Source organism: Corynebacterium sp. NPDC060344 (assembly GCF_042725215.1).
In the GTDB taxonomy this organism is placed as follows: Bacteria; Actinomycetota; Actinomycetes; order Mycobacteriales; family Mycobacteriaceae; genus Corynebacterium.
The window spans coordinates 13,974-38,632 of the sequence record NZ_JBHXCS010000014.1; the positions used below are offsets into that span (position 1 = coordinate 13,974).

At 70.0% G+C, this 24,659-nt stretch carries 21 protein-coding genes; 11 read left to right on the forward strand and 10 right to left on the reverse strand.

All coding sequences use genetic code 11. The features are described 5' to 3' along the window. Positions 1-119: 119 nt before the first annotated feature. Entirely contained in the window at positions 120-872 is a 753-nt protein-coding gene (locus tag ACFWGD_RS12295; protein WP_377778979.1) for a DUF6474 family protein, read from the reverse strand. A 92-nt stretch (positions 873-964) separates the two neighbouring features. On the opposite strand from ACFWGD_RS12295, the gene ACFWGD_RS12300 reads away from it, so the two are divergent. Then, complete coding sequence (locus ACFWGD_RS12300) at positions 965-2,806, forward strand: ribonuclease H-like domain-containing protein (RefSeq protein ID WP_377778980.1); 1,842 nt, start codon at positions 965-967, stop codon at positions 2,804-2,806. A 56-nt stretch (positions 2,807-2,862) separates the two neighbouring features. Continuing rightward, the gene (locus tag ACFWGD_RS12305; protein ID WP_377778981.1) at positions 2,863-3,783 is read left to right on the forward strand and encodes a Dyp-type peroxidase; all 921 of its coding nucleotides are present in this window, start codon (positions 2,863-2,865) and stop codon (positions 3,781-3,783) included. 111 nt (positions 3,784-3,894) lie between these two features. Here the strand turns inward: ACFWGD_RS12305 and ACFWGD_RS12310 are convergent, their stop codons facing one another. After that, the gene (locus ACFWGD_RS12310) at positions 3,895-4,377 is read right to left on the reverse strand and encodes a gluconokinase (RefSeq protein WP_377778999.1); all 483 of its coding nucleotides are present in this window, start codon (positions 4,375-4,377) and stop codon (positions 3,895-3,897) included. An 86-nt stretch (positions 4,378-4,463) separates the two neighbouring features. Beyond that, the gene (locus ACFWGD_RS12315; protein ID WP_377778982.1) at positions 4,464-5,573 is read right to left on the reverse strand and encodes a LacI family DNA-binding transcriptional regulator; all 1,110 of its coding nucleotides are present in this window, start codon (positions 5,571-5,573) and stop codon (positions 4,464-4,466) included. Between the two features lie 222 nt (positions 5,574-5,795). On the opposite strand from ACFWGD_RS12315, the gene ACFWGD_RS12320 reads away from it, so the two are divergent. After that, a complete protein-coding gene (locus tag ACFWGD_RS12320; protein ID WP_377778983.1) occupies positions 5,796-7,469 on the forward strand; it encodes an FAD-dependent oxidoreductase in 1,674 nt (557 codons plus the stop codon). A gap of 98 nt (positions 7,470-7,567) precedes the next feature. Here ACFWGD_RS12320 and ACFWGD_RS12325 read toward each other — a convergent pair whose 3' ends face one another. The 3 genes from ACFWGD_RS12325 to ACFWGD_RS12335 all read right to left on the reverse strand — a co-directional run bounded on the left by ACFWGD_RS12325 (position 7,568) and on the right by ACFWGD_RS12335 (position 10,135). Then, entirely contained in the window at positions 7,568-9,091 is a 1,524-nt protein-coding gene (locus ACFWGD_RS12325) for a nucleobase:cation symporter-2 family protein (protein ID WP_377778984.1), read from the reverse strand. Between the two features lie 67 nt (positions 9,092-9,158). Next, positions 9,159-9,530 carry a hydroxyisourate hydrolase gene (locus tag ACFWGD_RS12330; protein WP_377778985.1) on the reverse strand — a complete coding sequence of 124 codons (372 nt, stop codon included), beginning with the start codon at positions 9,528-9,530 and terminating at the stop codon, positions 9,159-9,161. Then, on the reverse strand, positions 9,527-10,135 hold the full coding sequence (locus ACFWGD_RS12335) for a 2-oxo-4-hydroxy-4-carboxy-5-ureidoimidazoline decarboxylase (RefSeq protein ID WP_377778986.1): 609 nt from the start codon (positions 10,133-10,135) through the stop codon (positions 9,527-9,529). The genes ACFWGD_RS12330 and ACFWGD_RS12335 overlap by 4 nt, the downstream gene beginning before the upstream one ends. Positions 10,136-10,337: 202 nt before the next feature. Between ACFWGD_RS12335 and ACFWGD_RS12340 the strand changes: the two genes are divergently transcribed. From ACFWGD_RS12340 to alc, 5 genes are read left to right on the forward strand one after another with little or no spacing between them, the layout of a single operon-like run. Further along, the gene (locus tag ACFWGD_RS12340) at positions 10,338-11,171 is read left to right on the forward strand and encodes an aspartate/glutamate racemase family protein (RefSeq protein WP_377778987.1); all 834 of its coding nucleotides are present in this window, start codon (positions 10,338-10,340) and stop codon (positions 11,169-11,171) included. A gap of 41 nt (positions 11,172-11,212) precedes the next feature. After that, the gene (locus tag ACFWGD_RS12345) at positions 11,213-12,553 is read left to right on the forward strand and encodes a DUF6986 family protein (protein WP_377778988.1); all 1,341 of its coding nucleotides are present in this window, start codon (positions 11,213-11,215) and stop codon (positions 12,551-12,553) included. Further along, complete coding sequence (locus ACFWGD_RS12350; RefSeq protein WP_377778989.1) at positions 12,550-14,139, forward strand: NCS1 family nucleobase:cation symporter-1; 1,590 nt, start codon at positions 12,550-12,552, stop codon at positions 14,137-14,139. The genes ACFWGD_RS12345 and ACFWGD_RS12350 overlap by 4 nt, the downstream gene beginning before the upstream one ends. Next, positions 14,136-15,596 (forward strand): allantoinase AllB, encoded by a 1,461-nt coding sequence (allB, locus tag ACFWGD_RS12355; protein ID WP_377778990.1) that lies wholly within the window; start codon positions 14,136-14,138, stop codon positions 15,594-15,596. Before ACFWGD_RS12350 ends, allB begins: the two co-directional genes overlap by 4 nt. After that, the gene (gene alc, locus ACFWGD_RS12360; RefSeq protein ID WP_377778991.1) at positions 15,593-16,723 is read left to right on the forward strand and encodes an allantoicase; all 1,131 of its coding nucleotides are present in this window, start codon (positions 15,593-15,595) and stop codon (positions 16,721-16,723) included. Before allB ends, alc begins: the two co-directional genes overlap by 4 nt. An 83-nt stretch (positions 16,724-16,806) precedes the next feature. On the opposite strand, the gene ACFWGD_RS12365 is transcribed toward alc, so the two are convergent. Both ACFWGD_RS12365 and ACFWGD_RS12370 read right to left on the reverse strand, forming a co-directional pair. Continuing rightward, the gene (locus ACFWGD_RS12365) at positions 16,807-17,688 is read right to left on the reverse strand and encodes a crotonase/enoyl-CoA hydratase family protein (RefSeq protein ID WP_377778992.1); all 882 of its coding nucleotides are present in this window, start codon (positions 17,686-17,688) and stop codon (positions 16,807-16,809) included. 909 nt (positions 17,689-18,597) lie between these two features. Next, a complete protein-coding gene (locus ACFWGD_RS12370; protein WP_377778993.1) occupies positions 18,598-19,200 on the reverse strand; it encodes a superoxide dismutase in 603 nt (200 codons plus the stop codon). Positions 19,201-19,446: 246 nt separating this feature from the next. On the opposite strand from ACFWGD_RS12370, the gene msrA reads away from it, so the two are divergent. Then, positions 19,447-20,064 carry a peptide-methionine (S)-S-oxide reductase MsrA gene (msrA, locus tag ACFWGD_RS12375; protein ID WP_377778994.1) on the forward strand — a complete coding sequence of 206 codons (618 nt, stop codon included), beginning with the start codon at positions 19,447-19,449 and terminating at the stop codon, positions 20,062-20,064. A gap of 190 nt (positions 20,065-20,254) precedes the next feature. On the opposite strand, the gene ACFWGD_RS12380 is transcribed toward msrA, so the two are convergent. Next, positions 20,255-20,476 carry an antitoxin gene (locus ACFWGD_RS12380; protein ID WP_377778995.1) on the reverse strand — a complete coding sequence of 74 codons (222 nt, stop codon included), beginning with the start codon at positions 20,474-20,476 and terminating at the stop codon, positions 20,255-20,257. A gap of 148 nt (positions 20,477-20,624) precedes the next feature. Further along, positions 20,625-20,816, reverse strand: a complete 192-nt coding sequence (locus ACFWGD_RS12385) for an antitoxin (protein ID WP_377778996.1) — start codon at positions 20,814-20,816, stop codon at positions 20,625-20,627. A gap of 673 nt (positions 20,817-21,489) precedes the next feature. Between ACFWGD_RS12385 and ACFWGD_RS12390 the strand changes: the two genes are divergently transcribed. After that, positions 21,490-21,783 carry a hypothetical protein gene (locus ACFWGD_RS12390; protein ID WP_377778997.1) on the forward strand — a complete coding sequence of 98 codons (294 nt, stop codon included), beginning with the start codon at positions 21,490-21,492 and terminating at the stop codon, positions 21,781-21,783. A 7-nt stretch (positions 21,784-21,790) separates the two neighbouring features. Further along, entirely contained in the window at positions 21,791-24,547 is a 2,757-nt protein-coding gene (locus ACFWGD_RS12395; protein WP_377778998.1) for a SpaA isopeptide-forming pilin-related protein, read from the forward strand. Positions 24,548-24,659 lie beyond the last annotated feature (112 nt).

A 24,659-nucleotide genomic window follows, 5' to 3' on the forward strand; every position in this document is an offset into this window, starting at 1 on the left:
CCCGGGACGTGTATATCCAATCGGGCGTCACCCGTTGGTACCCCATCAAGGGGGGAGTTAACGGAAGATTCATCTTCCGGCCACTCTTGGTTCCCGTGGCGCCGTCCCCTGGGGCCGAACTAGGCGGTCAGGCCCATCTGGCCCATGATCTCCGAGTCGATGCCGTCGAGCTCGGCGGAGATGGACACGTGCGCGCGGCGGCGCTGGTCCGGGGTCATGTGCTCGGAGGTCTCGATGGCGTCGCCGAGCATCTCCAGGCGGTTGCGGGCGTCCTTGATGAAGCCCGCCGTGCCCGACGCCTTCGAGTCCTCCAGGCGGTCGAGCGATCCCTCGATGCCCTCGATGCGCGCGCGCAGGGCGGCGCCGTAGCCGTGGTGGCGGGCCACGGCGTCACCGGACACGCCGAACTGGCGGGCCGAGGCGTCCTGGCCGCGGTTCTGCACGAACGTCAGCAGCCGGTAGCCGATCGGCAGCGCCACGGGCAGCAGCAGGCGCGCCGCGCCGACCCAGCCCTTGGCCTTGTCGGAGGTGAAGCCCTGGCTGCGCTGCTGCTCCAGGATCTTCTCCGCCATGCGGGACTGGTGCTTGTGCTTGGCCTTGAGGGCCTTCTGCTCGTCCTTCCACCCGGCCTTGCGGATCTTCTCGGCCCGCTTGGTGGCGCGCTTGTCCAGCTTCTGCTCGAGCTTGGCCTCCTTCTTGGCGGCCTTCGAGTCGCGCTTGCGGTCGACCTCCGCGGCCTTGAGGCCGTCGCGGTAGGCCTTGTCCTTCAGCTTCGCCTCGTGCTTCGCGTCCTCCTTGGCCTTGGCCTTGGCGGCCTTCAGCTTCAGTTTCGTTTCGCGGCGGCGGTCGCGGTAGTCGCCCAAGAAGCTCATGGAATCCCTAATCTGCGGTCGGAGTCTGCGTTTTATGGTCTCGCGCAACCAGATTAACCCCGGTCTCCGCCGGGCGATACCCTGGTTGCATCGTGAACACCGAGGATACCGTCCCGCAGCCGGTGACCGGGCCCGATTTGGTCGGGTGCCGGTACCGGCTGGTCCGCGACCGCATCGCCGGGCCGCGCCGGCCGGGCGAGTCGGAGTCGGCCCGGCGGCGCGCGGAATTGGGCGCCCACCACCGGGCTTCGGTCATCGCGTCGCTGCCGGATCCGACGGTGATCGAGCCGGGCCCGGACGCCGATCTGGCCACTCTGGAGGCGATCGCGGCGGGCGCGGACCTCATCGTCGGGGCCGTCCTTCGCCACGAGCGCCCGCCGGGCCACCGCGCCTTTTCCGGCATCGCCGAGGAGTCCCGCCCGGATCTGCTGGTCCGCATGGACGGCGGCTATCTGCCGGTGATCATCGCCGCCCACAAGCTCCTCGAGCCGCGCCGCCGCCGCACGGAGGCCGCCCGCATCCTGCCGGTCGCGCGCCTGGGCCGCCCCGGCGTGATGGGCCGGACGCTGCGCCAGGGCATCGTCGTCGATGAGGCCCTGAAGCTGCGCCACAACGCCGCCGACGCCGTGCGCCTGGGCCAGGCCGCCGCGCTGCTGCACCGCCTCGGCGCCTCCTGCGGGCTCGTCGGCGGCATCGGCGCCGACGCGACGCGGGTGGTCGTCGTCGACGAGGGCCCTCGGGTCGCCGCCTACCGGACTGCTTTGCGACGTGCCCGCGCCGCAATCCATGCGGTCGAGCGTCATGGGGCGGCGGGGTCGTCGTCAAGCGAAAACCTGCCGCCCGTGCCGCGCGTCGACGGCCTGGAATGGCGCGTGGGCACGTGGCCGCTGGCGCCGCGGAAGATCCGGGAATGCCGCGGTTGCCGGTGGCGCGAGGCGTGCGAGGCCGAGCTGCGCGACGCCGACGACATCTCGCTGCTGCTGCCGGGCAATCGCGGCGACGAGTACCGGGAGGCGGGGATCACGACGATCCGGCAGCTCGCCCGTGCCGAGAACGCCGGCGAGCACCGGTATCTGGCGCTGCTGTCCGTCTTCGGCGAGCCCGCGGCGCTGCGCGTGCGCGAGACCACCGCCCCGCGCGCCGACGTGGAAATCGACGTCGACCTCGAGGCCTACCCCGGCCATGGCGCGTACCTGTGGGGCGCGTGGACTCCGGGCGACGGTTACGTGCCGCACGTGACGTGGGCGCCGCCCGGGCCGGAGGGGCTCGGCGGGACGGCGGAGGCGGAGAACTTCGCGCGGTTCTGGGACTGGCTCATGGCGCGCCGGGCTGCGGCGCATGGCGAGGGGCGGACGTTCCGCGCCTACTGCTGGGCCGCCGAGGGCGAAAACCACTGGCTGCGGCACTCCGCGAAGCGCTTCGCCGGGATGGAATTCGTGGTCGAGGGGGACCGTGCAGGGGATGGTGCCGCGGATGGTGCAGGGGCCGATGCGGAAGGCGGCGGAGCAGCCGGGCCCGCGCGCATCATCGCCGTGCCCGACGTCGCCGAGATCGAGCGGTTCATCTCCTCGGCCGAGTGGGTCGACCTGTTCCGCGTGACCAAGCGGCAGTTGATCAGCCCGGCGGGGCTCGGCTTGAAGGTCGTCGCGCCGATGGCGGGCTTCACGTGGCGCGACGAGGACGCCGACGGCGAGGCGTCGCTGTCCTTCTACCGTGACGCCGTCGGCATCGGCGCAGGTGACGGCGGGTCGGCCGCTGCGCGGGCGAAGCTGCTGCGCTACAACGGCGACGACTGCCGCTCCACCGCCGTCGTCCGCGAGTGGCTGGACTCCGGCCGCGCCGCCGGGGACGTGCCGTTCGTCGGCGATCTGGAGGACCGGGACATGGAGGACAGGGACATGGAGGACAGGCCCCTCGACAACAGGGGCGCCTGAGCCCCTCCCGGCCACTCCCATCTACTCCGATCCGCCGCCGGTGACATGATGGATGCATGATCCATCAAAGCGGCATCACCGGCATCGGCGTGACCGATCACGCCTACGTGGAACTCGACGTGAAGGCGGGGGTGGATGTTGCGCGGGCCGTCGGCAAGCTGGCGGCGGCGATCAATCTGCCCAGCACCGCGGGCGCGAACGTGGTCGTCGGCATCCGGCCCAGCCTGTGGGCCGAGGTCGCGGCGGACGAGCACGTGCCCGCCGGCGTCCACGATTTCGACGAGCCCATCCGCGGCAGCGGCGGCTACTCCATGCCCGCGACGCAGCACGACGCGTGGCTGTGGGTGGCGTCGTCGTCGCGGTCGCAGGCGTTCGACGTCGAGCACCACATCATCGGCGAGATCCGCGGCGAATTCGACGTCGCCGACGAGACCGTTGGCTGGGTCTACGAGATGAACCGCGACCTCACCGGATTCGAGGACGGCACGGAGAACCCCGGCGCGCTCGAGGCGCCCGGCGTCATCGCGGTGCCGGCCGGGCAGCCGGGCGCCGGTGCGTCGGTGCTGCTCTACCAGCTGTGGCAGCACCGCACGCGGGCGTGGGAGGAGCTTTCCGACGACGCCCAGCAGGACATCATCGGCCGCACCAAGACCGACTCCGTGGAACTCGACGATGACGTCAAGCCCGAGTCGTCGCATGTGGCGCGGACGGTCGTGGAAGTCGACGGCGAGGAGCTGGACGTCTTCCGCCGCAACACCGCCTACGGCGAGATGCTCGACCACGGCACCGTGTTCGTCGGGTTCAGCCATGACCAGTGGCGGCTCGAGGAGATGCTGCGGCGCATGGCCGGCGCCGACGGCGGGCCGCGCGACCGGCTCACCGAGTTCACCGACGCCCTGACCGGCTCCTGGTACGTGTGCCCGTCGGTCGACGGGCTGCTGGCCGTGGCGGAGCCGTACCTCGACGAGGAGGATTAGGCGGCGCGGATTAGGCGGCCGCGGCGTCAGAAACTGCACATTTTTCGCTCCCCGAAAAACGCGACCTGGGCTTTTGCGGAGCGGTGGTAGTACTTTGCGACGCCGCGGCGGTCACCCTCGCAGCCAGGCAGCCGCGGCGGCCGCGATTTCTGCGGCCGGCTCGGCGACGTCGAAGACCCGGCCGGCCTCGTCGCCGGCGAGGGGCTCCAGCGTGGCGAACTGCGACTCCAGCAGCGACGACGGCATGAAATGCCCCGGCTGCGCCACCGCCCGCCCCACCACGCGGGCCTCCATCAGCGCCCGCGTCCCGTGCAGGTGCACGAACACGGCATCCGGCGCCGCTGCACGGATCCGATCACGGTACGACCGCTTCAGCGCGGAACACGCGATCACCCCGCCGCCGTCCCGCCCGGCCAACCAGCCGCCGACGAGATCGAGCCACGGCCACCGGTCGTCGTCGTCCAGCGGGACGCCCGACGCCATCTTCTCGATGTTCGCCCGCGGATGCAGGTCATCGCCGTCCATGAACGCCACGCCCAGCTCCCTCGCCAGCAGCGCGCCGACCGTCGACTTCCCGCAGCCGGACACGCCCATCACCACCACCCGCGGACCCGACGGGGAGGGCGAAGTGGGGGAGGGGTGGGCGTCGTCAAGCGAAAAGCCGTGCACGCGAACGATCCTCACCCGCCGAAGCCGACCGTCGACCCGCGCACGATCAGCTGCGTGGGCAGCATCCGCGGGCGCTCGGACTGCACGCGCTCGCCGCGGATGAGCCGCACCAGGCCCGCCGCCGCGACGCGCCCGACCGCGCGCAACGGCGCGGCGACGGTGGTCAGCGGCGGATCGACCATGGCGGTGAGCTCGGCATTGTCGAAGCCGAGGACGGCGACGTCGCGGGGGACGGAGACGCCCTCGGCGCGGGCGCGGCGCACGAACCCCGCCGCGGCGAGGTCGTTGTAGCAGATCACGGCGTCGGTGGGGGCGCGGCGCCAGGCCTCGAAAATGCAGTCGCCGCCCTGGATCGACGGGGATTCCAGCCTCAGCAGGCGCACGGGGATGCCGCGCATCAGGTCGATCTGCTCGGGCGTCGGGCGGATCCGGCGCGGGGTCGTCGTGCGCTGCGGCTCGGCCATCGGCTCCGACCCCACCGCGTCGAGGATCCCGCGCCACCGCATGCCGTCGGCCCACGCCCCCTCCGGCCCCGCGAGATACGTGATCGACCGGCAGCCGACCTCCGCCATGTGCAGCACCGCGCGCAGGGCGCCGTCGTGGTTGTCCACCAGCACCGACGGCACGCCCGGCACCGGGCGATTGCACACGACCGTCGGGATGGTCCGCGCGATCTTGTGCACCTCGCCCTCGCTCAGCCGCGCCGATGCCAGCAACAGGCCGTCGACGACGGGCATCAGGCGCTCGGCGGCGACGTGCGCGCGGCGGAAGGAATCGTTGGTGTTCACGGCCGCGACCGTCATGCCGTGGGCGTCTGCGGCGTGGTCGGCGCCGCGCAGGATCTCGTGGAAGACGGGGTTGGTGGCGTCGGCCATGATCATGCCCAGGACGTTGCTGCGCGTCCGGGGCCGGGCCACGCCGGTGCGCGCTTCGCTGGACGAGCGGTATCCGAGCTCGCGCGCCGCCGCCAGGACCTTGTCGGCCGTGCGCGAGCTGACGCGGTCGGGCCGGCTGAAGGTCCGCGACACCGTCGACGGGGCCACGCCCGCCTGCTTTGCGACGTCGTAGATGGTGACCTTCCCGCCATCCACCCCGACCCTGTCGCCGTCGTTGCCGCCCATGTCTAGATCGTATCGGCGCAGTGCGTGCACGGGGCTTAACGACGTCGTAACGCCACCCGCAACCAGGCGTAACCCCGGCGGGGTGTGATGGTCATCGGACGACGGCGGTGGCCTGTGGGACCTGCATCCACGACCCGCGCGAGCGGGGCTTCGACACCCGGGTATGCCGTGTCCGCGACGCCAGTCGCAGGAGCCCCGCCGGCGGAGAATCGAGATGCCGACATGGCCCCCACCGTGACCTCCACGATGACCGGCGCCGCTCCGGGAACGGACGCCGCCCCCATCGGATCCGCCGCAGGAAAAGCCGCCGGATCCCGCACCGGCAGTCCCGCGGACCGCATCCCCGCCGACCGGCTCGCCGCGCTTGACGAGCTGGCGGCCCGCGTCCGCCAGGATCTGGAGACCACCGACCCCAATACCGCCTGGAGCCTGCCCGCCGACTCCGATGCTGCCGCCGGATCGGGCGCCGGGTCGGGTGCGGGGTCGGGTGCGGCGGAACTGTCCGTCGCCGTCATCGGCGGTGGCCAGGCGGGCCTGGCCAGCGCGTTCGCATTGCGGCGCGCGGGAGTCGGAGGAGTCCTCGTCTTCGACGCCGCCGAGCCGGGCACCGTCGGATGTTGGGCCGACTACGCGCGCATGCACACGTTGCGCAGCCCGAAGCACATGCGCGGCATCGAGCTCGACTGCCCGTCGCTGCACGTCCGCCGCTGGTACGAGGCCCGCCACGGCGCCGATGCCTGGGAGGGCATCGATCTGGTGCCGCGCCTGGAATGGAACGATTACCTCGCCTGGTTCCGCGACACCGCCGGCATCGAGGTGCGCCACGGCACGCGGGTCGACGGCGTGGACAAGCCCGGGCATCCGGGCGGCGCGTTCACGCTGCATCTGTCGGACGGCACGTCCACCACCGCCCGCCGCGTCGTCTTCGCCCTCGGCCTCGACGGCGGCGGCGAGCGGCACGTGCCCGACATGGTCGCCGACCTTCCGCGGGACCGGTGGAATCACACCGCGGACGCCATCGATTTCGCCGCCCTGCGCGGCAAGAGGGTGGCGGTGCTGGGAGGCGGTGCGTCGGGTTTCGACAATGCCGCATGCGCACTGGAAGCTGGTGCCGCGCAGGTCACGGTGCACATGCGCCGCGACGCGGTCCCCGACGCCAACCCCCTGCGGTGGATGGAATTCCCCGGCATGCAGGACCACTTCCCGGGTCTGCCCGACTCCGCGAAGTGGGAGTTCGGGCAGTTCAACGGCGGCCTCCCGCAGCCGCCGACGCAGGCGTCGATCTGGCGGTGCATGGGCGTCCCCGGTTTCCGGTTGGCCATGGGTTCGCGCTGGTCCGGGCTGGCTGTGCGTGACGACGATCCCACCGCCCCCATCCTCATCCGCCACCGTGATGGCGGCGGTGCCGGTGAAGGTGCCCTGGAGGAAGTCGATCACGTCATCGCCGCGACCGGCTACCGGGTCAATCTGGCCGCGCGGCCGGAACTGGCGGACTTCGTCGGCGACATCGCGTTGTGGTCCGAGGTGCACGACTGGGCGGACGGTCCCCTGGCGTCATGCCCCTACCTCGGCGATGGCTTCCAGTTCACGCCCAAGCCCGGTTGTGACGCCGGTGATGTCGCAGATGCCGCCGGCGGCCCGGAGTGGATCGGCCGCCTGTTCCACCTGTCCACCGGGGCGCGGGCCTCGATGGGCGTGGCGGGCAATCAGCTCTCCGGCATCCACTCCGGCGTGCGCAGGCTCGCGTGGCGCGTGGCCGCCGACGTGACCGCCGAGAAGTGGCCGGCGCTGTTCCGGGAATTCCGGGACTTCCGCCACGTGGAGATCCACTCCGTCGCACCCCACGGCCCCGGGGACGCCCCCATCCCGGAGGCACCCCGGCAGAGCGTCCGGTAGCCGGCGACAGCGGGCATCGGGCACACGACGACGGCGGCCACGTCCCGGCGGAACATCCGCTGGAGCGTGGCCGCCGTGGTGTGCGGCGGGTGCCCGGCCTACGTGCGCGGGGCCTCCGCGGGAGCGGGAGCGGGAGCGGGAGCGGCGGCGGCCGGGGCCGCGGCCGCGACCGTCGACCCGTCGGTGCCGGCGCTTGCCTCGGCGACCTCGCACTCCGGAGTCTCCTTCGGCGGCATGCCGACGAGAACGACGTTGAGGATGATGGCCGCGGCGGCACCGGCGCAGATGCCGGAGCCCAGCAGCGGCTGCAGCACCTGCGGCATGGACGAGTAGATCGACGGCAGCACCGTCGGCAGCATGCCCAGTGACACGGACACGGCGATGACCAGCGCCTTCGAGTCGGTCAGCTCGACGGTGGACAGGGTGCGGATGCCGGTGGCGGCGACCATGCCGAACAGCACCAGGCCGGCGCCGCCGAGGACGGGCGAGGGGATGGCGGCGACGACTTCGCCCATCTTGGGCAGCAGGCCGAAGACGATGAGGATGGCGCCGGCCATCGTGGCCACCCAGCGGGAGGCGACTTTCGACATGGACACCAGGCCGACGTTCTGGGCGAAGGCGGTGTACGGGAAGGTGTTGAAGATGCCGCCGAGCACGGTGGACAGGCCGTCGGCACGCAGGCCGTCGGCGATCATGCGGCGGTCGGCGGGCTTTCCGACGATCTTGCCCACCGTGATGATGTCGCCCGTCGTCTCCGTCATGACGACGAGGCCGACGACGAACATGGTCAGCACCGAACCGATTTCGAAGGTGGGCAGGCCGAAGAGGAACGGCTGCGGGACGGCGACCCAGGACGCTTCGCCGACGGATCCGAAATCGACCTGGCCGAGTGCGGCCGCCAGCGCGGTGCCGCCGATGATGCCGGCGAGCACCGCCAGGGGCCGCATGGACTTCGGGGCGAGGACGGCGATGGCCAGGATCAGCGCGAGGGTCGCGCCCGCGAGCAGGAAGTTCATGGGCTCGCCGAAACCGGGGTTGTCCGGGTTGCCGGCGCCGCCGGAGACCCAGCCGGCGCAGACCTTCATCAGCGACAAGCCGATGATGGTGATCACCGTGCCCGTGACCAGCGGCGGGAAGAAGCGGACGAGACGGGCGAAGAAGGGGGCGATGAGCATCATCATCACGCCCGAGGCGATGACCGCGCCGTAGATGGCGGTGATGCCGTGCTGGGAGCCGATGACGATCATCGGCGCCACCGACGCGAAGGTCACGCCCTGCATCAGCGGCAGCCGCGAACCGAGCCGCAGGATGCCCAGGGACTGGAGGATGGAGGCGATGCCGGCGACGAAAAGGTCGGCGACGATGAGGTGGGGGAGATGCTCGGGCTCCATCTCCCCGGCGGCGATCATGGCGCCGCCGACGATGATCGGCACGGCGACCGCGCCGGCGTACATGGCCATGACGTGCTGCAGGCCGTAGCCGAACAGCCTGGCCCAGCCCGGATGCGCATCGACGGGGTGGACGGCGGCTTCTTCGTTCCTGTCCGCGTCGCCCGTTCCGTGCGGCGATGGGGTGCCGTTCGGGCGGCGCGGTTCTTTGCCTTTTTCGGTGATGAGGGTCATGGCGGATCCTTTGGGTGGTTCATTCGGTGATTCGCTGGGTGAATCGCTGGGTGGTTCGCTGGGTGATTCAGCTGCCCCGGTACGTCGTGTACGAGTACGGCGACAGGAGCAATGGGAGGTGCAGGTGGCCCGACGGGTCCGGTGGGTGGGGTGCCGGGTCGGCGTCGTCAAGCACGGGGCCGGGGCCCGGTGCGACGCGGAAGGAAATGACCGCCTCGGTGTGGAAGACGTCCTCGCCGCGCGCGCCGCGGTAGGCGGCGATGTCGAAGATCAAGCGGTGGTCCCCGGCCGGCGGCATGCCGATCGGCGCCGACCAGCGGCCGTCGGCGTCGGTGGTGCCCGATGCGAGGACCTCGCCGGCGGCCGTCGCCAGGGATACCGGGACGCCGGCCGCGGGGGCGCCGACGGCGGCGTCGAGGACGTGGGTGGACAGGCTCATGCGGCGGCCCGTTCGCCGTCGCCGATGAGGTCGGCCAGCCGGGCCCGGTTGATCAGCCGCAGCTGCTCGACGGTCTCGGCCCACTCCGTCTCCACGTCGTTGCCGATGCGCGAGCGCAGGGCATCGAGGACCTCGCCGGCATCGCGGCCCCGGGCGCACAACAGGAAGACGTGGCCGAAACGGGACTCGTACTCGTGGCTGAGCCGGGCGAGCTCCCGCGCGCCGGCGTCATCGCCGCCGAGGGTGCCGAGCAGCGTCGCCTGCTCCTCCTCCGACGCCGTGCCCTGCTCCGGCGCGCTGCCGAGGGCCGGGTGCGAGGCGATGGCCATGGCGACGTCGCTGCGCGACAGGCGGGACAGGGCTTCGTCGCCGGTGGTCAGCGCTGCGCCGAGCGTGTGGAACGGCCGGGCGGCCAGCAGGTGCTCCGCCCAGGCGCTCGAGCCGGACAATTCGGTCAGCTGCGGCTTCAGGACCGTCGCCGAGGCACGGTTGAACATGTCCAGCTCCGGGCCTGGCGCGGCGGCCCGCCGAGTGCCCGCACCCGGGGGATTGGTCGGGTGCATGGACGGTCCCGCTGCGGAGGAGGCGTTGTTTGCGGTGGTCATGGGCTTAATTTCACCGCCGTGCCGTGTCGCCGCGGTGTCCCGGCCGTCAAGGTCGTGTAACGCCGCCGGGCCTTTCGGCGCCCATCGCGCAATCGGGCGGAAACGTGCGCGCCGGGCGAAGCGCGTTAGCCCGTTACGGGTTAATGAAAATGTAACGCTCGCGTAGCCGCCGGGGTGGGGCGGCGTTGTTTGCATGGTTCCCATGACAGATTCGAGCACCGCCGCCGGTGCCCCGAAAGCTCCGGGTCCCGGCACCGGCACCGGCACGGCCCCGACCATCGTCATCCTCAACGTCAATTCCACGGCGTCGATGACCGACTCGATGGTGGCGGCATCTTTGCAGGTGGCGCAGGTGGCCGGGGTGGCGGGCGGCGGCGTCGACGTCGTCGGCCTGACCCCGGACGGGGCTCCGGCGAGCGTGGAATCGCACTCCGATGCAGTGGCGTCGGCGTCGGCGATGCTCGCCGCGCTCGCGGAATACGACGGCCCCGTCGACGCCGTGGTGCTCGCCGGCGTCGGCGATGGCGGGGTCGAGGCGCTGCGCGAGACGATGCCGTGCCCGGTCGTCGACGTCACCGAGGCCGCCGCCGCGACGGCGATGAGCGTGGGCGATTCCTTCTCCTTCGTCACCACGGTCCCCCGCGCGATCGGCATGATCCGCGATCGGCTGCGCGTCGCCGGGCTCGACGCCAAGCTCGCGTCGGTGCGCGCTTCGGGCGTCGGCGTCCTGGATCTGCATGGCGATGGGGTCATGGAGACCCTGGCCGCCGATGCGGTCGCGGCCGTCGACGCCGATGGGGCCGAGGTCATCTGCCTCGGGTGCTGCGGCATGGCGGGCATGTCGGACGAGCTCGCGCGCATCACCGGGGTGCCGGTGGTGGATCCGGTCCGCGCCGGCGTCGCCGTCGCCGCCGGGCTGATCGGTCAGGGCTTGACGACGTCGCGCGTCCGCCACTACGCCCCGCCACCGCTCCGGCATTCCACGGCGGCCGCGGAGCCCGGCACCTCTCCGGCGCGAGAGTCGGTGGCATCGTGATGCCCGGCGCCGTGACACCGGAGGCCGAGATGCCGAGTGCCGTGACGCCGAGTGCCGTCGACCTGTGCCGCGCGGCGAATGACGCCCTGGCCGCGGATGATGAGGCCCGCGAGGCCACCTGGCCGGGGCCGGTGACGTGGCGCCAGCCCATCCACACCGTCTACGTTCCGGCCGAGCAGTTTCACGCCGGTCTCGTGGACGAATGGGGCGCCGCGGCACGGGAAGTCTGGCGTCGCCACGGCGGGGGCGCGGCCGGCGTGGCCCGCCTGCTGGACATCGAAGCCGGGCTCGCGGGCGAGGTCGCCGATCTGGTCGACGCCAAGCTGGCGGCCGAACCCATCGAAGACCTCCGCATCGACTTCGAGGACGGCTTCACCCAGGCCGGCGTCGCGCCGGGCGACCGGGACGCCGACGAAGACGCCCGCGTCGATGACGCCGTCGCAGCCATTGCCGCCATCGCCGACCACCGGCGCAGCGTTTCCGGGACCGGCGCGGAATCGGGATCCGGCCCCGCCGCGTTCTGGGGCATCCGGTTCGGCAGTTTCGATGCGGCGACGAGGGATCGGGGCATCTCGACGCTGGCCAGATTCCTCACCGGGCTGCGCGCCGCGGGCGTGCGGCCGGAGCCCCGGGAACTGCGGCTGACGCTGCCCAAGGTCACGTCGATCGCACAGGTCGAGGCCTTCGTGCGGGTGCTGGAGGCCATCGAGGCCGAAGACGCTGGGACCGAGAAAGCGGCGCCCAACAATGCAGCGCGCCACGGCTTCGAGATCCAGGTGGAGACGCCCCAGTCGATCATCGGCGCCGACGGGTCCTCTCCGCTGCCGGGGATGATCACCGCGGGACGCGGCCGGGTCCTGGCGCTCCACTACGGCACCTACGACTACTCCGCCTACCTGGGCATCGCCGCGGCAGACCAGGCGATGGACCACCCCGCCGCCGACCACGCCAAGGACATCATGCAGGCCGCCGCGGCCGGCAGGGAAGTCGAGATCTCCGACGGCTCCACCAACCGCCTGCCCGTCGGCGCCCGCGACGGCATCCGCATCGGGTGGACGGTCCACGGTCATTTGGTCCGCCGCCACCTCGCGCGCGGCATCTGGCAGGGCTGGGACCTCCATCCCCACCAGCTGCCCACGCGCTTCGCGGCCACCTACGCGTACTTCCGCATGCGCACACCGGAGACCCTCGACCGCCTGGACGCCTACCTGTCCGGCCGCCACGGGGCCTTCGCCGATGAACCCGCCACCGCGAAAGCACTCGCCTCGTTCCTGTCCAGGGCCGTCGACTGCGGCGCCATCACCGGCGCCGAACTGCGGCGATCCACCGGCCTGGAACACGGGGAGCTGGCGCATATCGCCCGATACGGAGACACACCATGACACTCGTCGACGCCGGAACGTCCACCGGCCACCGTCGCAAAGCAATCGACCGCCACCCCGCACCCAACACCGAAACCCCCGCGGGCCCGTGCCCGAGCCTGGTCAACGACGACCTCGCGCCGCTGCGGAAGCAGAAGTGGGGCTCGTACAACATCTTCGCCTTCTGGATGTCCGACGTGCACTCCGTCGGCGGCTACGTCACCGCCGGCACCCTGTTCGCCCTGGGCCTGTCCGCATGGCAGGTGCTGCTGGCGCTGCTGGCGGGCATCACCCTCGTGTACTTCTTCTGCAACATGGTCTCCGAGCCCTCGCAGAAGACCGGCACCCCGTTCCCCGTCGTGTGCCGCGGCGCATTCGGCGTGCGCGGGGCCAACGTCCCCGCCTTCATCCGCGGCGTCATCGCCGTTGCCTGGTACGGCATCCAGACCTACCTGGCCAGCCACGCGCTGGTCATCCTCGCCCTGAAACTGTGGCCGCAGCTCGGCCCGTGGGCGGAAAAGGACGTCCACGGCTTCCTCGGCCTGTCCGCACTGGGCTGGGCGGCCTTCGCCATCATGTGGGTGCTGCAGGCCCTGGTGTTCTGGCGCGGCATGGAATCCATCCGCCGGTTCATCGACTTCTGCGGCCCCGCCGTCTACGTGGTCATGTTCGCCCTGGCCGCCTACCTCGTGGCCAAGGCCGGCTGGTCCAACATCTCCCTGACCCTGACCTCCGAGCAGCTGTCCGGCTGGCCCGCGGTGCTCACCTTCCTCGGCGGCGTCGCCCTGGTCGTGTCCTACTTCTCCGGGCCGATGCTCAACTTCGGCGACATCGCCCGCTACGGGTCCTCCGGCAAGGCCGTGCGCCGCGGCAACTTCCTGGGCCTGCCGGTGAACTTCCTGGTCTTCTCCGTCCTCGTCGTGCTCACCGCCTCGGCCACCGTGCCCGTCTACGGCGGCCTGATCACCGACCCCGTCGAGACCGTCGCACGCCTGGACAACGGCGTCGCCGTCGCGCTGGGCGCCCTGACGTTCACCATCGCCACCATCGGCATCAACATCGTGGCCAACTTCATCGCCCCGGCCTTCGACTTCTCCAACATCGCCCCGCGGCTGATCACCTGGCGCGCCGGCGGCATGATCGCCGCCGTCGGATCGGTGCTGCTCACGCCGTGGAACCTGTACTCGTCGCCCGAGGTCATCCACTACACCCTGGACACGCTCGCCGCCTTCATCGGACCGGTGTTCGGTGTGCTGGTGACCTGGTACTGGATCCTCGCCCGCCGCGAGATCTCCGTCCGCGACCTGTTCACCTCCAGCCCGACGGGGCTCTACCACTACCAGCGCGGGTGGAACGTCCGCGCGCTGGCCGCCACTGGCATCGCCGCGGCCGTGGCCATGTCGACGGTGCTCATCCCCGCCTTCCACGCCGTGGCCAACTTCAGCTGGTTCATCGGCGCCGGGCTCGCCGCCGTGCTCAACGTCTGGTTCCACCGCGGATGGCTGATCCGGGTGACGCACCGGGCATCCGGGGCCGGGGCTGAAGCCGATGCCGATGCCGACGCCGACGCCACGACCGAGGCCGACACGGAGGTGGCGGCCCGATGACCGCGACCCCGACGAAGGTCACCGTCATCCGCGCCGATCGCGCGGCGCTCCCCTCCGGCACGGCGCCCGCGACGATCGTCGTCGCCGACGGCATCATCGCCGAGGTGGTGGGCGGGACGGAGGTGGCGGCCGAGGACGTCGTCAAGCACATCCCCTCGCTCGGCGCCGACGGCGACGGAATCGCCCTCGACGAGGTGCGCATCGCCGGCGATGCCGTGCTGCTGCCCGGCCTGGTCGACTCGCACGTGCACGTCAACGAACCCGGGCGCACCGAATGGGAGGGCTTCGCCACCGCCACGCGCGCCGCGGCGGCCGGGGGCGTGACCACGATCGTGGACATGCCGCTGAACTCCGTGCCCTCGACGACGACCATGGCCGCCCTCGATGCCAAGCGCGCCGCAGCCGATGGGCAGCTCGGCGTCGACTGCGGGCTGTGGGGCGGCATCGTGCCCGGCAACATCGGCACCGGCGAGCTGGTGCGGATGTGGGACGCCGGGGTCTTCGGGTTCAAGTGCTTCCTCATCCACTCCGGCGTCGACGACTTCCCCGAGATCAGCTACGGCCAGCTGCGCCGCGCGATGGCGGAGGTCGCGTCCTTCGGCGGGCGGGTCATCGCGCATTGCGAGGACCCCTGGCTCGTCGCCGAAGCCTCCGCCGCCACGCCGGACGCCGCGCCCGGGGGAGGCCGCGACTACGCGTCGTTCCTGGCCACGCGCCCGCCGGCGTCCGAGCGCGCCGCCGTGCGGGCGTTCATCGACGCCGCCGAGGCCACCCGGTGCCGCGGGCACATCGTCCACGTCACCGAGGAGGGCTCCGTCGACCTCATCCGCGCGGCGCGCGCCCGCGGGGTCCAGGTCACGGCGGAGACCTGCCCGCATTACCTGGTGCTCACCGCGGAGGCCATCGCCGATGGTGCCACGCACCAGAAGTGCTGCCCGCCCATCCGCGAGGCCCGCCACCGCGAGGCCCTGTGGCGCGGCCTGGCCGACGGCACCCTGTGCGCCGTGGTCACCGACCATTCGCCGTGCCCGCCGGACCTGAAGCTGCTCGGCGACGAGCACGCCACCTTCGGCGAGGCGTGGGGCGGCATCGCGTCGCTGGAGCTCTCGCTCGCGCTGACCTGGACGGCCGCGAGGGTCCGCGGCTTTTCGCTTGACGACGTCGTGGCCTGGATGTGCCGCGGCCCCGCCGACCTGACCGGCATGAACGCCAAGGGGCGCATCGCGAAGGGCGCCCACGCCGACTTCGCCGAGTTCGACCCCGACGCCACGTTCCTCGTCCGCGGCGCGGCCATGCACCAGCGCCACCCCGTCACCGCGTATGACGGCCACCCGTTGGCCGGCGTCGTCCGCCGGACGTGGGTGCGCGGCGAGCTCGCGTTCGCGGGCGATGCTGCCGAGGCCCAGTTCCCGCCGGCGGCGGCCGGCTCGATGATCACCCGAAAGGACGTCGCATGACGGACAATTCCACTGCAATCGGCTCAGCCGGCGCCGAGATCGCTCCGCCTGCCGCAATCGATCCGCCCGCCTGGGTCCGGCTCACGGATCTGGCCCGCCGCGACATCGGCGGCGCCGTGGTGTGGGCGACCGACGAGTCCTTTGCGGAGAAGGAGAACCTCATTTCACCGGGGCCGCCGCATTTCGATCCCGCCGAATTCGGCCACAAGGGCAAGGTCTACGACGGCTGGGAAACCCGCCGTCGGCGCTCGCCGGGCGTCGACCACGCCATCGTGCGGCTCGGCGTGCCGGGGACCATCGCCGGCGTCGTCGTGGACACCGCCTTCTTCCTGGGCAATTACCCGCCGCAGGTGTCGGTGTCCGCGGCGCGGATCGACGAGGCCACGCCCGCCGACGAGCTCATGGACGCCGACTGGGTCGAGCTCATCGGGCCCACCGGCATCGGTGGCGGTGCGGCGCATTTCATGGAGGCTGGCGCGCCCGGAGATGCGGCGGATGGCCGGGTGTTCACCCACGTCCGGCTGACCATGCACCCCGACGGCGGCGTCGCCCGATTCCGCGTCCACGGGGTCGCGGCGCCGGACCCGGTGTTCCTGGGCGGACTCATCGACGTCGCGGCCGTCGACAATGGTGGTCGCATCACGGATTGCTCGGATGCCTTCTACGGCTCGCCGGCGAACCTGATCTCCCGCGGATTGCCCGCGAACATGGGCGGGGGCTGGGAGAATGCGCGGCGCCGCGGTGATGGCAACGACTTCGTCGAGATCGTCCTCGCCGGCGCCGCCGACGTGGAGTGGGTGGAGCTGGACACCAGTTGGTTCGTGCACAACGCGCCGGGCGCGGCGCGGGTGTCCGGCCGCACGGTCGATGGGCGGTGGGTCGAGCTGGTCCCGAAGACCCCGCTGCTTCCGGATCACCGCCGCCGCTTCCGGGTCCGGGCACTCGACGGGCAGACCCAGTCGACCGCGCCGCCTACCGAGTCACCGGCCGAGCCGCCGACCGCGCCGCCGACCATCGACGCCATCCGCCTCGACGTGTACCCCGACGGCGGCATGGCGCGGCTGCGCGTGATGGGCACGCTGACGCCGGACGCGATGGCCGAAGCACGGGAGCGTTTCGGGGCGTAGGTGCGCCGGGGCGGGCGTGGAGGGCCGGGCGGTCGAGGAGTCGGCCGCCGCGCCTGCCCCGCCCCGCCCCGCCCCGCCCCTCCCTACGTCTTCTTCCCGAACGCCCACGTCCCGCGGCGGACGAAGTTCGGCGGCGCCTTCTTCATCGCCGCCGTGCGCGCCCGCGCCGCGTTCTCGCTGAGCAGCAGTTTCGCCTGCTGCCACCGCTCCGCCCGGAACGTCGCCCGCGGGGAGCGCCACGCATCGTTGAACAGCGACTTCGTCGCCGCAAGCTGATCGGGGGACCGGCCGATCAGCTCGGTGAGGATGTCTCGGGCGCGGACGTGGGCGTCGTCAAGCGAGCCTGCGGTCTCCGTGGCCAGCCCGACGCCGACCGCATCGCCGCCCGACAGCTCGCGCCCGGTCATGGTCAGCCAGCGCGCCTGCTCGGCGCCGACGTGATCGGCGAGGGTGCGCGCGCCCGACATGTCGGGGATCAGGCCCCACTTCGCCTCGAGCACCGACCAGCGCGCATCGGCCGTGGTCACGCGGAAATCCGCGCCCAGTGCGAGCTGCACCCCGCCGCCGTAGCAATGCCCGTGCACCACCGCGATGACCGGCGCCGGCAGCCGCCGCCACTCCCAGCACACCCGCTGGAACAGGTTCGCGCCGTCGCGCGCCAGCGGATTCGGGGCGAACGCCTTGACGATGTCCCCCGGCTTCTTCAGCACCGACCCGAAATCCAGCCCCGCGCAGAAGGAGTCGCCCTCGCCCGCGAGGATCACGCCCCGCAGGTCGCGGTCGCGGCGCAGGGTCTTCGCGGCATCGTCGAGCCCGCGCAGCATCGCCATGGTCAGGCCGTTGAGCTTCGTCGGCCGGTTCAGCGCGACGACGGCGATGCGCGCGCCGCCGAGCTCCTCGAACGTGATGGTCACCGGGCGGTCGGTCGTGGTGGCGGGGTCGCTGGCCGGGTTGCTGGTGGTCATGGGGCCACGGTAGCCAGTCGCGGGCGCGCGCGGGGCCGGATTCGCGCGGTTGGTAGGGCTGCTTGACGACGGCGAGCCCACAGTCAGCTCGCCGAGGCGCAAAGGGGGCGCTAGTGCCATACGGTCAACGCTCATCTCCGGCGAGCACGAAAACCGCAGGTGGTCAGATCTGCTACTCAGGAGCGTTGACCATATGACATTTCGGCGCCTCCGTCGGCGCGCTTTGCACCCCGCGAAAGGGCGATCGGCCGCCGCCGAGCCGAGCGAAGGCCGGATTTGCGCGACCTGAGGCACCCGAATTCGCCCTACGCAGCCACTGGCTGAGTGAACGGCATTAAAACCCCAGGACGGAAAATCGTGTGGCTGCGATATGCAACTAACTCGGCTGGCCCGCGGGGGACGATGGCCGCGATCGTCGGCCGTCGGTGCTCGAGTGGCTGATGTGGCGGGACGGGTAAAGCTGGTTGATGGCCCCCGTCCGATTGCTTGACGACGGCTCGCCCACAGCCAGCTCGCCCGCCAGATGGATCGGCCGCCGCCAGTTCGCCGGGGCGCAACGGGGACGTTAGTGCCATGCGGTCAACGCTCATCTTCGGCGGGCACGAAAACCGCAGGTGGTCAGATCTGCTACTCGGGAGCGTTGACCATATGACACTTCGGCGGCTCCACGAGCCCGCGATGAGTCCTGCGGAGGGCAGATCCGTCCCGCGAAAGGGAAATCCGCGCCGCCTCCAACGCGCGAAACCCGCCCCACTCCCGCGCAATGCGGAGGTGGGGCGGGTTAGTTCACCGGGCGGCCGACTTGTGCAGCGGACCGCCGGGGAGCTCATGCGAACCGGGTGGCCGCGCGTGGTGCGCTGCCGATCAGTCCGCGGCCGTGGCCCGGAATCCCGGACCCGGCGGAAAAACTTACGCCGACGCCTTGGCGAAACGCTCGGCGACGTCGTCCCAGTTGAAGACGTTCCAGACGGCCTTGACGTAGTCGGCCTTGACGTTCTTGTACTGGAGGTAGAAGGCGTGCTCCCACATGTCGAGCATGAGCAGCGGGGTCAGGTTCGCGGAGATGTTGCCCTGCTGGTCGGTCAGCTGCTCGACGACGAGGCGGCCGGCGACGTGGTCGTAACCGAGCACGGCCCAGCCGGAGCCCTGCAGGCCCAGCGCCGCGCCGGAAAAGTGATCCTTGAACTTCTCGAAGGAACCGAAGTCGCGGTTGATGGCCTCGGCCAGCTCACCGGTCGGCTCGCCGCCGCCGTTGGGGGAGAGGTTCTTCCAGAAGATGGAGTGGTTGGAGTGGCCGCCCAGGTTGAACGCGAGGTCCTTGGACAGGGCGGTGACCACGCCGGAGATGGAGCCGTCGTTGCGCGCGGCCTCCAGCTTCTCCAGGGCCGAGTTGGCGCCGTTGACGTAGTTCTGGTGGTGCTTGCTGTGGTGCAGCTCCATGATCTCGGCGGCGATGTGCGGCTCGAGGGCGTCGTAGGCGTAGTCCAGTTCGGGCAGCTCGTAAACGGCCATGGGTGGGTCCTCCTTGGAAGTTGATTTCGCTTGTGACACCCGATGGTACCGATCCCCGCGATTTACGCAAGGTTTCATGTGCGTAATTCCGCAGGTTCGATAGGCGACCATATGGCGGGGCCTCCGCCGCCGAGGGCTGGTCGGCGGCGAGTGGCCCACGTCACCGGGCGTTCGCCCACGACGGTACCCGCGTTCGCGGATCGGGGTCGCCGCGCGGCGTCCGGCCACCCGCGTATCCTCGCGCCCATGACTGCTTTTTCCCCGACCGACATCCTCGACGAAGGCGGCCACGTCGCCGGCGATCACCTGGTCCTGAACACGCCCTACGGTGGGCCGTGGCCGGAGGGGCATCATGCGATGGTGGTGGCTGCGGGGTGTTTCTGGGGCGTCGAAAAGCTCTTGTGGAATGCCCCGGGCGTGTGGACGACCCTGCCGGGCTATGCGGGCGGGCAGACGCGCTGGCCGTCGTACCGCGAGGTCTGCGGGGCGCGGACCGGGCACACGGAGTCGGTGCTGGCGGTGTTCGATCCGGCGGAGGCCAGTTTCGGGGAGCTGCTGCGGCTGGTGCTGGAGAATCACGATCCGACGCAGGGCGACCGGCAGGGCAATGACATTGGGCCGCAGTACCGGTCGGCGGTGTTCCCGCTGGATGACGAGCAGGCGCGCGTGACCGCCGAGACCATCGAGGCGTACGCGCCGCGGCTGGCGCAGGCGGGTTTCGGGCCGATCACGACGGAGGTCACGCCGCTGGCGCAGACGCCGACGGGGCGTTTCTGGGTCGCCGAGCCGTTCCACCGCGGGTACCTGGCGGCGAATCCGCACGGGTACTGCCCCGTCCACGCGACGGGCGTGACCTGCGGTTAGCCGGTGGCCGTACCGCTTCTTGCTTGACGACGGCCACCGTCGCCATGTCGCGGCGGATGAACATAACACCCGACATAACACTCAACTTCACACTGTGTTGAGTTGAGTGTGAAGTTGAGTGGGAAGCTCGGGTCGAGCCATGGTCCGAGGTGCGGGATGGGGTGCGGGATGGGGTGCGGGTGCGCGCGGGCTACTGCTGCGGCGCGTCCTTCGGCTCCGTCGGGGCGGCCGGGTCGGTGCCGGCGCCGTTGTCGCCGAGGCGCTTGTTGGCCTCTTCCTGGACGCGGTCGATCTTGTCGGCGTACTTGCCGCCGGTGCGCTTGTCGATCTCGTCGCCGACCTTCTCGATGCCCTGGCGAACCTTGTCGGGGTTGTCGCCGATGAACTTCTTGGCCTTGTCGATGAGGCTCATGGGGTGCCGCCTTTCATGCTGCTGCGATTGTCGTGCTGCGTGATTGATCGGCATAAGAATACGCCCGCCTCCCGGCTGGATGCCGGAAAGCGGGCGTCGCGCCGTGAAGCGCCGCCCCGCGTGTGCCGCGGGGCCTTCTCTTTACTGGTTACTGCTGGGGCTCGCCCTCGCCCTCGCCACCGGCGAAGCGCTTGCGGGCGGCGTCCTGCGCCTTGTCGACGTGCTCGGCGTGCTTGCCGCCGGTGCGGTCGTCGATGGTGTCGCCGGCCTTCTCGATGCCCTGGTCAACCTTGTCCGGGTTGTCGTCCGCGAACTGCTTGGCCTTGTCGAAGATTCCCATGTGTCGCTTCCTTTCCTGGTCTTGGTGACCAAACGGGCCGCGTGGGCCCGTCCAGCCGCTTGACGGTGACCACGGTACGGACGTGACGGCGGTCTCGCAGCGTTCGTGACCGGATCGTGACGGTTGCGAACGTTACTCGTGATCCGAAAACCGAAATAAACGCTCGGGGTCCGAACTCTTAATTGTTCATTGTTCCGGTGACGGGAGCGGGTGGATTGGCGGGCCGGGATCGTCGCAAAGCGTCTCCTGGTCGATCATTGGCGATGCTGTTGGGCGTGAATAGCGAAGGCGGGGGTAAGTGATGGGGTAGGGCGGGAGGGGGTGCCTCGCGGGGGTGGGGCGATGTCCGTTTGTGCAGGGTAACAAGGGTTTCACGGTCATTTGTACGACAAAAGTGACCTGTTCAACGGGGGTTGCGTCCGGAGCGATTGGCAGGCCGGTGCGGGTGAAACGGACAAACACCGCACAACGGTTCTCTGGCGAAAGGAGCCGTCCATTCTCCGAATAGATTCTCGCCTATCGAACTGTAAGCTCATTTCCAGTAACCGGGTTGCGCATTACGTCATGTCACCCGGTCGGCTGATGGTTGGCGGTCGTTGGTTTCGGGTCCGAGCGGGCCCGGGTGCCGGTGCCGCCCGTACTTCTAAGGCCTGACGAGGCCGGAGGTGAATGGATGTTGGAGCGGATCGGGCTCGGTCGGCGCGCTGCGGTGGCGGTGGCGTCGGCCTTGGCATTGGTGCTGGTGGCGTGCGGGGGTGAGACGTCCAGTGGTGGGGTGCAGGCCCAGCCGGGCGTGTATCCGCTGATGTTGATCGGCGCCTTTCTGATCATCGGCGGTGCGGTGGCCACGTGGGTCATCTATCGCGGTGGGGGAGTGTCAAAGCGCAAGAACAAGAAGCTTTACGACGACGCCGAGGCGGACAACCGCCGTGGCGCCGATGATGCCGACGACGACCGGAACAAGTGAGGTAACAGTGAAGAACTGGAACAAGGGGCGTTTCGCCCGCGTCGCGGGTGCGATGGGTGCCGCGATGTTGATGGTCGTGGCGCCGGCGGCGGTCGTCGACACCGGGATCAATGTCGGGGCGCCGCTGGGCGCGCCGATTGCGCATGCCCAGGATGACGAGGATGTCGCGGTCCCGACGGAGGAGGCCAGCACCTCGACGGCGACGGTCACCGAGGAAGCGCCGGCGCCCCGTCCCGAGCCCGCTCCCGCGCCTGCTCCTGCGCCGGTGCCTGCGCCGGCCGAAGAGGCGCCGGTGCCGCCCCCGGCCGACGCCGACGACGAAGTGGCGGACCGTTCGGCGACGCCCGAGACCGAAGAAGAGGCCGATCCTTCCGACGGATTGCGTGAGCCTGGCCGTGTAACCGGCAGATCTATGGCCCGTGCCGCCGTTGCGGAGCCCGGAATCGTCACTGACCCTGCGTTGCTGAACGAGTTCGGACTCACCGCCCCGAATCCGGTGTGCGTTGATTCAAGTTATCTCTGGGTGTCCTCCGACACGCGCGCGTATCAAATCCGGCCCGATGGCACAATGACCGGCAAGAGTGTCGTCAAGGCGGGCCGGACCACGAACGAACAATGGGGGTCCGCCATTGCGCTGAATCGAGAAGGCACCATTCTCTATGCGGCGAACTTTCAGAATCAGAATAATGGAACGAGTATTTTCCTCCGCCGATTCGACACCACGACTGGTGAAGAGCTATCGACGATGCGTACAACGTTGCCGAGGAATGATGTAGGTGGCACTGTTCGCAACTTGAACTCGCTGTCAATGTCGCCGAGTGGAACGTCGCTGTATTTGGGTGGTGCGGGCGGCAGTCGCGTGTGGGAGATTGACGTCAATCCAAATGCGAGCGGTCGGCACGAAGTGCTCAACACATTTGGCCCGTTTTCCGGAATCACCGGATGGGGTGGTGACTTCATCACCCTGGCAAATGGTGGCCTGCTCGGTGCCACGAACGATGGTCGCCTGGTGTTTTGGCCGACCGGATTTGCGGGAGGGGCGCCGGAAATCATTGGAAAACCGGTTGCTCCGGGCACCAACTTCAGCAAGGTTCAGGGATTGGCTGATGTCGATGGAATCGTCTATATCGTCGACTCAAACGGAACGCAGGCCGCAAATGTTTCGACGGGACTGTACCGGCTGCCGGCTGATTTTTCGACCAACACGTTGGCGTATAAGGGGACGGAAGTAACTGCGACATTGGTGCAGCCGCAGTCCTACTACACCAGCACGGGAGCCGGCCTATGGGACCTGGCATCGCGTCAAGAGTCCGTTTCCTGCCCGCCGGCTCCGACCATGGAAGTCGACAAACGGCACGGAGAGAATGCAGTGTCCGGACCGGATGGCGATGGCAACTTCTCCGTTACCTACCAGATCGATGCAAAGAACACCGGCGCTGCTGCGACTACCTACAGCCTGGTTGACAAGGCGATGTTCGGCGACGGCATCGAGATCGTCGACGCACGGTGGGATGGACACGCCAACGGTGGGCCCGTTTCGGGCGCCGCGATCTCGGCTGCCGGTGGTGTGACGCTGGCCAAAGATGTCCCGATTGACGGGAATGCGACTCATACCTACAACGTGACGGTGAAATTCAAGGCGCCCGCGGCGGACTACGACCGAGTGCGGTGTGAACCCGGCAACGGATTGTTCAACCGGGCGGTGGTCAAGGACGGTGCCGCCGGCAGTGGCCACTTGGACGATGACTGCCTGCCGCCCCCGGACGTGCCGACCGCGGCATTTGCGGTGGAGAAGGGGCCGCGACCGACCGCGGACAACCAAGGCGCCATCCAGGTTGGGCCCGACGGCACCGCTGAACTGGTGTACACCGTCACGGTCACCAACGGTTCCGACTCGAATGGGGTGACCCCGGAGATCTGGGATCGCTTTTGGATTCCCGCGGAGGTGACTCCGGCCGGTGCGGCTCGCGTGACCGTGGACGATGCGGCCGGCGTCACCGGCATGCCTTCCTCGTGGACGGTCGAGCAGATGCAAGCCGCCATTGACCCCGCGCAGCCCGCATTGAAGCTGGCGGATTCGGTCGACTTGGCGGCCGGCGCTTCGCGTACCTTCACCATTCGCATTCCGGTGTCGGTCAACGTTGCCGCGGCCAACTGGGAAGAGCTGGGACGCTGTGAAGCCGGTGAAGGCGGCTCCTACAAGGGTGGCGCCCCGAACACGGTGTTCATGGATGGCGATACGTCCGCCAACAACAACGATGCTTGCATCCCGCTGCTTCCTCCGCAGATGGCGTCGTTGACCATCAACAAGGTGGGTATCGACAATGTCGAGGAACCGCTCGACGGGGCACTTTTCGATCTCTTCCCGGCCGGCGCCGAGGGCAACTTCGACCCGAACGCACAGGCCATCGTCAAGGATGAGGGTGCCGGCGAGGTGCAGAAGTGGATCAATCTGGCACCGGGGAAGTACTACCTCGTGGAGACCAAGTCCCCGGCGGAGTACGAGCTGCTGCCCCAGCCGGTCGGCATCACCATCAGTGCGACCGATGCTGCGTACAGCATCCGCGTCGACGACAAAGATGTCCCCGTTGCCCAGCCGGTTGCAAATGATCCCTACCAGCTCATCGTCCAGGTCAACGACATCAAGACCGGCAACCTCCCGCTGACCGGTCCCCGCGACCAGGCGTTCTGGTACGCCCTGGCATTGGCCGTCGGCATGGGCATGGTGCTGCTGAACCTGGGGCTGTTCCGCCGCCAGCGGTAGTCGGAATCTTCTCCAGGACCTTCTCCGGGACCGACCTCATGGTCCGACTCGGAGACCGGCACCAGGCTGTTCGAGACTGAAGCCGCCGGCACCAACTAAGTTGGTGCCGGCG

Coding starts and splice junctions, on each gene's coding strand:
- ACFWGD_RS12295 (WP_377778979.1), bottom strand. CDS start 872: ATGAGCTTCTTGGGCGACTACCGCGACCGCCGCCGCGAAACGAAACTG.
- ACFWGD_RS12305 (WP_377778981.1), top strand. CDS start 2,863: ATGATCCATCAAAGCGGCATCACCGGCATCGGCGTGACCGATCACGCC.
- ACFWGD_RS12310 (WP_377778999.1), bottom strand. CDS start 4,377: ATGGGCGTGTCCGGCTGCGGGAAGTCGACGGTCGGCGCGCTGCTGGCG.
- ACFWGD_RS12315 (WP_377778982.1), bottom strand. CDS start 5,573: ATGGGCGGCAACGACGGCGACAGGGTCGGGGTGGATGGCGGGAAGGTC.
- ACFWGD_RS12320 (WP_377778983.1), top strand. CDS start 5,796: ATGGCCCCCACCGTGACCTCCACGATGACCGGCGCCGCTCCGGGAACG.
- ACFWGD_RS12325 (WP_377778984.1), bottom strand. CDS start 9,091: ATGACCCTCATCACCGAAAAAGGCAAAGAACCGCGCCGCCCGAACGGC.
- ACFWGD_RS12330 (WP_377778985.1), bottom strand. CDS start 9,530: ATGAGCCTGTCCACCCACGTCCTCGACGCCGCCGTCGGCGCCCCCGCG.
- ACFWGD_RS12335 (WP_377778986.1), bottom strand. CDS start 10,135: ATGACCACCGCAAACAACGCCTCCTCCGCAGCGGGACCGTCCATGCAC.
- ACFWGD_RS12340 (WP_377778987.1), top strand. CDS start 10,338: ATGACAGATTCGAGCACCGCCGCCGGTGCCCCGAAAGCTCCGGGTCCC.
- ACFWGD_RS12350 (WP_377778989.1), top strand. CDS start 12,550: ATGACACTCGTCGACGCCGGAACGTCCACCGGCCACCGTCGCAAAGCA.
- allB (WP_377778990.1), top strand. CDS start 14,136: ATGACCGCGACCCCGACGAAGGTCACCGTCATCCGCGCCGATCGCGCG.
- alc (WP_377778991.1), top strand. CDS start 15,593: ATGACGGACAATTCCACTGCAATCGGCTCAGCCGGCGCCGAGATCGCT.
- ACFWGD_RS12365 (WP_377778992.1), bottom strand. CDS start 17,688: ATGACCACCAGCAACCCGGCCAGCGACCCCGCCACCACGACCGACCGC.
- ACFWGD_RS12370 (WP_377778993.1), bottom strand. CDS start 19,200: ATGGCCGTTTACGAGCTGCCCGAACTGGACTACGCCTACGACGCCCTC.
- msrA (WP_377778994.1), top strand. CDS start 19,447: ATGACTGCTTTTTCCCCGACCGACATCCTCGACGAAGGCGGCCACGTC.
- ACFWGD_RS12380 (WP_377778995.1), bottom strand. CDS start 20,476: ATGAGCCTCATCGACAAGGCCAAGAAGTTCATCGGCGACAACCCCGAC.
- ACFWGD_RS12385 (WP_377778996.1), bottom strand. CDS start 20,816: ATGGGAATCTTCGACAAGGCCAAGCAGTTCGCGGACGACAACCCGGAC.
- ACFWGD_RS12390 (WP_377778997.1), top strand. CDS start 21,490: ATGTTGGAGCGGATCGGGCTCGGTCGGCGCGCTGCGGTGGCGGTGGCG.